This is a genomic window from Vibrio sp. M260118 (assembly GCF_036533755.1).
In the GTDB taxonomy this organism is placed as follows: domain Bacteria; phylum Pseudomonadota; class Gammaproteobacteria; order Enterobacterales; family Vibrionaceae; genus Vibrio.
Genome location: NZ_JATABG010000235.1, coordinates 1 through 5640, shown reverse-complemented (window position 1 = coordinate 5640; position 5640 = coordinate 1). Strand labels below are relative to the sequence as shown.

General features: G+C 45.5%; 6 protein-coding genes. All 6 read left to right on the top strand.

Annotated features, from left to right (window positions below):
* The first annotated feature begins 154 nt into the window (after positions 1-154).
* From QTO00_RS13675 to QTO00_RS13650, 6 genes are read left to right on the top strand one after another with little or no spacing between them, the layout of a single operon-like run.
* Positions 155-766: a flavin reductase family protein gene (locus QTO00_RS13675; protein WP_331425300.1), complete on the top strand. Its 612-nt coding sequence runs from the start codon at positions 155-157 to the stop codon at positions 764-766.
* 9 nt (positions 767-775) lie between these two features.
* Positions 776-1810, top strand: a complete 1035-nt coding sequence (gene cobT / locus QTO00_RS13670; RefSeq protein ID WP_331425299.1) for a nicotinate-nucleotide--dimethylbenzimidazole phosphoribosyltransferase — start codon at positions 776-778, stop codon at positions 1808-1810.
* Positions 1803-2570 (top strand): adenosylcobinamide-GDP ribazoletransferase, encoded by a 768-nt coding sequence (locus QTO00_RS13665; RefSeq protein WP_331425298.1) that lies wholly within the window; start codon positions 1803-1805, stop codon positions 2568-2570. Before cobT ends, QTO00_RS13665 begins: the two co-directional genes overlap by 8 nt.
* Positions 2570-3112 carry a bifunctional adenosylcobinamide kinase/adenosylcobinamide-phosphate guanylyltransferase gene (cobU, locus tag QTO00_RS13660; protein ID WP_331425297.1) on the top strand — a complete coding sequence of 181 codons (543 nt, stop codon included), beginning with the start codon at positions 2570-2572 and terminating at the stop codon, positions 3110-3112. The genes QTO00_RS13665 and cobU overlap by 1 nt, the downstream gene beginning before the upstream one ends.
* Positions 3102-3731, top strand: a complete 630-nt coding sequence (locus tag QTO00_RS13655) for a histidine phosphatase family protein (protein WP_331425301.1) — start codon at positions 3102-3104, stop codon at positions 3729-3731. The genes cobU and QTO00_RS13655 overlap by 11 nt, the downstream gene beginning before the upstream one ends.
* 13 nt (positions 3732-3744) lie before the next feature.
* Entirely contained in the window at positions 3745-5535 is a 1791-nt protein-coding gene (locus tag QTO00_RS13650) for a M3 family oligoendopeptidase (RefSeq protein WP_331425296.1), read from the top strand.
* The last annotated feature ends 105 nt before the right edge of the window (positions 5536-5640 follow it).

Below are 5640 nucleotides of genomic sequence, written 5' to 3'. Positions count from 1 at the left end.
GATAGTCGTTATTCGGTTTTTATTTCATCTGAGTGTCAATTTGAAAGTCATTCTGCAGAAAATAAAAAGCGAACATCGCGAGTGATAAAGGGTGTTAACTCGTTGATTTAACGGTACACTCAATCTTATGCAAATTGCAAAGGAAGGATAAGATATGGAGATTGAACTCAGCACGCTTGCACCGAGCCAAATATACCATTTGATGACGCAAACCGTGATCCCAAGGCCCATCGCTTGGGTGTTGACCGATTCTGCTCAGCAGAGCTACAACCTAGCACCTTTTTCTTATTTTACGGCCATCTCTAGCACACCGCCCTTATTGATGTTTTCTGTCGGGAAGAAGCCGTCTGGTAACGTCAAAGATACAACGCGCAATGTGTTAGAGACCGGCAAAATGGTGATTCATATTGCTCACCATGACTCTGCTAACGACGTAACTCAAACTGCGGCCACGTTAGACCACGGAGAGTCTGAAGTAGAAGCAAACGATATTGAGCTGGTCGACTTCGATGGATTCGACCTACCGAGAGTTAAAGATTGTCCGATTGCATTTGCATGTAAACTCTTTGAAGTGAAAGAGATTGGCGACACGCCTCAAAGCCTCGTATTTGCTGAAATAGAGAAAATGTACATTAATCCAGACGTTATCGACGATCGCACTGACCGTTTGATGGTCGATGCACTCAAGGTAAACCCGCTTTCGCGTTTAGGTGGCAGTCAATATGCCTCGTTAAATAGCGTATTTTCAGTTGCTAGACCTAAGTAAAAACGATTTATGCTAAACACAACTCATTCTGATGCTATTTGGCATCGCATCAACCAAAAAACTAAACCTTTAGGCTCACTAGGCCAGTTAGAGACGATTGCCCACCAAATTGCGCTTATTCAAAGTCAAGATAAGAGTGACGCAGTAGCGAATATTGAGATTAACAATCCAATATCAATTATATTTGCAGGCGATCATGGCATTGCAGATGAAGGCGTTAGTATTGGACCAAGTGCTGTTACTCAGCAAATGGTGCTTAATTTTCTTGCTGGTGGGGCGGCGATCAACTGTTTCTGCCGTGCCAATCGAGTTGATTTAAAAGTTGTTGATACTGGGATTTTACTGCCGGTTGAAACCGACTCTCCAGATTTCATCGTGCAGAGACTCGGTGAGCGTACCAACAACTTTGCTCAGCAAGCGGCAATAAGCGTTGAAACTGCTCAACAGGGTATTGAGCTTGGTAAGAAGTTAGTCAAAAGTTATGTTGATGCGGGTTCGAACTTTGTCATGTTTGGTGAGATGGGGATTGGTAACACCAGTAGCGCTGCGGCGATTCTTAGTGCAATTAGTGGCCGTGACGCGAAAGATTGTGTCGGCCGAGGCACAGGAATCACAGACGAACAGTTGGACAGAAAAGTTGAACTGGTTGAGAAGAGTGTCGCGCGTTGTAAAGGGCTAGATATTCTAGGGGTGCTGGCACAAGTTGGCGGATACGAAATCGTACAAATGGTTGGTGGCTTCCTTGCTGCAGGTGAAACGAAAACGCCAGTGATTGTTGATGGATTTATTGTCTCTTCTGCTGCGTATGTGGCTTCGCTCATTGACCCAAGTTGCCGTGACGTAATGATCTTTGCTCACCGTTCTCAAGAAGCGGGTCATCAATTCCTCCTGTCTGAACTCGATGCAGAGCCTTTGCTTGATTTGTCGATGCGTTTGGGTGAAGGAAGTGGAGCTGCGCTAGCGATGTCTCTTGTTTGGGCTGCTGTGGAGTTCTACAACAACATGGCAAGTTTTGCAGATGCAGGCGTGGAAGTTGATGTTTAAGTATCAATACCAACTATTCATGTTGTCACTGAGCTTCTTTTCCCGAATCCCAGTGCCGATGAGCATTCCTTTTAGTGAAGAACGCATGAACCAATCGGGGCGATATTTCGCCTTGGTTGGTCTACTGCTTGGCTGCTTGTGCGCCACAGTACTGTGGGCTGCACAGCTAGTTTTTCCTGCCACCATCTCAGTGTTTATTATGATGGTGTTTAGCTTGCTTCTCACAGGTTCATTTCATGAAGATGGAATGACTGATATGGCAGATGGTATTGGCGGTGGCATGACGGTTGAGCGCCGACTAACCATAATGAAAGATAGCCGGATTGGCACTTATGGCGCCGTTGCCCTAATTATGGTGTTGCTAGGAAAATTTATCTTGCTGTCTGAGCTGGTCAAGCTTGAGCAGGTGTTCGTGTTTATTGTTGTGGCCTACACGTTGAGTAGGTCGGTTGCCGCTACATTGATCTACGATATGCCATACGTTACGGATGCTAATAGCAGCAAGAGCAAGCCATTAGCTCATCAGCAGTCAAAAACTGAGTTGTTGATTTTATTGGTTACAGGCGTTTTAGCTTGTTTGTTACTTGGACTTGAGACTGCGGCGGTGCTAATTCTCGTAATGGTTGTGTTTAGAACACTGTTTAAACGATGGCTTCATGCTCGTATTGGCGGTTTTACGGGAGACTGCCTAGGTGCGGCGCAGCAGATTTCGGAGTTGTTGATTTACTTTACTTTGTTGGCGATACAGGTGAACCGTTAATGACAGTACATTTGGTCCTCGGTGGGGCACGTTCAGGTAAGTCTAGCTTTGCTGAATCGCAAGTTATCGATCTTTCCGATAATAGAGTGAAGCACTATGTGGCTACAGCGATTGCTTTTGACGATGAGATGAAAAAACGCATAGAGCATCATCAGATATCGCGTGGTAATACCTGGGTGGAGCACGAATGTCCTACTCAGTTACCTGAGCTTGTTGCCCAGTTTACGGCTAGTGATGTTGTCTTGATTGATTGCCTCACTTTATGGTTAAACAATGTTATTTATAACGACGGCAACGACATAACAGAACAAGAGATTAAGCACACGGTAGAGCGCTTGGTGTTAGCACTAGAGCGGTCATCAGCAACGATCTTATTGGTTTCGAATGAAGTCGGGCTAGGTGTTATTCCTCTCGGAGAAGTCTCTCGTTTGTTCGTTGATCATGCAGGGTGGATGAATCAGGCTATAGCGCGGGTTGCGGAGAAAGTGACATTCGTTGCCGCGGGTTTACCTATGTCGTTAAAAGACGTAACTGAGGGCTAATATTCTGAAGACGATAGATATATACCTGCTACGTCATGGCAAGACGATTGGAGAACCCGCACTGTATGGGCATACCGATATCCCGGTGGCGTCTGAAAGACAATCTGCCATTTGCCAAGCGTTAGAGAGTGAATCGTTGCAGTTTGCGTCATTGCAGACATCACCCCTCAAACGGTGCCAGGACTTGGCTAAGTTACTTCATGCCCGGCAACCAAGTCTTAATCTCTTGGTTAGCGATGACTGGAAGGAAACTTGTTTTGGCGATTTAGATGGGGTGGCGTTTGAGCAGGCCAAATCGTCGTGGGATTTGTTTGACGCGTTTTGGCAAAGCCCCGCGCAAAATCCGTTACCAAATGCAGAGCCACTTGATGACTTTTTTGCTCGAATCTCAAGCGCTTGGGAACAATTTTGCAAAACTGTCGATGAAAACACATTAATCGTCTGTCATGGCGGTACGATTAGAATGATTCTTGCACATATTCTTAAGTTAGATTGGCGTAATGCCGCATTGTATTCAACGTTAAATATTGCCCACCAATCTATTACTCATATTCAAATAACCAAAGCCGATCAAAACTATTTTCGAGTCTGCTTCATTGGAAAACCGTTAATCGGATAGCTAAGGAAAAATCATGACTGCACCTAGCTGGAATTTATCTATTGCGTATCAAGACCTTAACGACCCAAAAATCGAACAAGATATCGACCTAATTAAACAGTGCATTCAAGCGCTTGGGTTGCATGTAGACAACCGAGAGTCGGTCTCTGTGGTTCAAAATGCCATTCAAACCAGTGAAGCTGCTGGAACGTTACTATCGACGATTAATACCTTTGCCCAGTGTCATGCTTCTATCGATGCAACTAATGCCGAAGCTAAGGGGTTAGTGGGGCGTGTGGCAAAGCTAAGCTCTGAGTTAGTCCAAGCGTTTGCGCCTTATGAGGATAAGCTGACTCGATCTGCTGATAACTTTATTGAAGAAGTACTTAATCATGAAAGCCCTGATATAGCTGGTCAAGGATTCCAACTTGCCTGTATGCGCAAGCTAGCGGAAACCAAGTTAGGTGTGGCTGAAGAGCAACTTCTAACCGCAATGAAAGTTGACGGGCGCGATGCTTGGGGTAGGTTATATGACAATATTACTGGCTCGCTGCAAGTCACTTTAGCCGATAGCGACGCAGATAAGATTGGATTCTCTCAGGCAGCAAGCATCTTGTATGGTACTGACTTTGAGAAGCAAGAACCTGCTTGGCGCGGTATTCAAGCCGCGATGGAAGATAACCAAGAGTCTTTTGCGGCCATTCTCAATGCCTTATCGGGTTGGCGCTTAACCGAGTATCAAAAGCGCTCAGGGCAACAGGAAGTCCACTTTTTATACCCAAGTTTGCACGGTAGTCGAATTCAAGCCGCTACGCTTGAGGCGATGATGTCGGTAGCAAAAGACAATCGAGACATTGGCCAAAAAGCAGGACATTTAATGGCGCGCGTTCACGGTCTAGACCAGATGCGCCCGTGGAACCACCTCGCAGGTATGCCAAGCTTAACCCATGCTGAACCTACTGTTTATAGCTTTAGCGACGCGATTGAAATTATCCGTAACGCTTTTGCTCACGTTAACGCAGAGATGGCAGAGTTCGTTGATCTAATGGTTGAGAACGGTTGGATTGATGCGCAGCCAACAGAGAACCGTCGCTTAGGTGCATACTGTACCAAGTTCGCCGCAACTCGCACGCCATTAGTGTTTATGACTTGGGGCGGCAGCCGCTCAGACTTGCTAACCTTAGCTCATGAGTTGGGTCACGCGTTCCACAACTGGGTAATGCGTGATATGCCGTTGTGTCAGACACGCTACCCAATGACGCTAGCAGAAACCGCCTCTATCTTTGCAGAGAATGTGGTACGTGATTACCTTCTAGACCAAGTCGAGAGCCGTGAAGAGAAGCTTGAAATGCTCTGGGAAGAGCTATCTAGCTGCTATGCGTTGATGGTCAATATTCCTGTACGTTTTGAGTTTGAGAAACGCTTTTATGAGCAGCGCAGTGAAGGGGAGTTTACTGCTCCACAGCTGTGTGATTTGATGAGCGAAACTTGGCGCGAGTGGTACGGTGACTCAATGTCTGAACCGGATCCTTACTTCTGGGCGAGTAAGCTACATTTCTCAATTTCTGAGGTCAGCTTTTATAACTACCCATATTTGTTTGGTTACCTGTTTAGTATTGGTGTTTACGCGCAACGTGATAGTAAGGGTGAGAATTTCTATAACGACTATGTCAACTTATTGAGAGACACCGGCTCTATGATGGCTGAAGAAGTGGTTGATAAGCATCTTGGCATGGATTTGTCGCAAGCGAATTTTTGGCAACAAAGCATAGATCGCGTAAAAGCGAAAATTGATGAGTTTGAATTGTTGCTAGATCAAAAATAAACACTTTACTTTCATGGTAATATAATTAAATCACCTCGAATGAAGAGGTTAATAGAGCCGAGCTTATGCTCGGCTAATTTTTGCGCAGCGAGAGCCTTCCTTTCC

Excerpts from the sequence above, each read along its gene's own strand:
- QTO00_RS13675 (WP_331425300.1), top strand. The coding sequence starts at position 155 with ATGGAGATTGAACTCAGCACGCTTGCACCGAGCCAAATATACCATTTG.
- cobT (WP_331425299.1), top strand. The coding sequence starts at position 776 with ATGCTAAACACAACTCATTCTGATGCTATTTGGCATCGCATCAACCAA.
- QTO00_RS13665 (WP_331425298.1), top strand. The coding sequence starts at position 1,803 with ATGTTTAAGTATCAATACCAACTATTCATGTTGTCACTGAGCTTCTTT.
- cobU (WP_331425297.1), top strand. The coding sequence starts at position 2,570 with ATGACAGTACATTTGGTCCTCGGTGGGGCACGTTCAGGTAAGTCTAGC.
- QTO00_RS13650 (WP_331425296.1), top strand. The coding sequence starts at position 3,745 with ATGACTGCACCTAGCTGGAATTTATCTATTGCGTATCAAGACCTTAAC.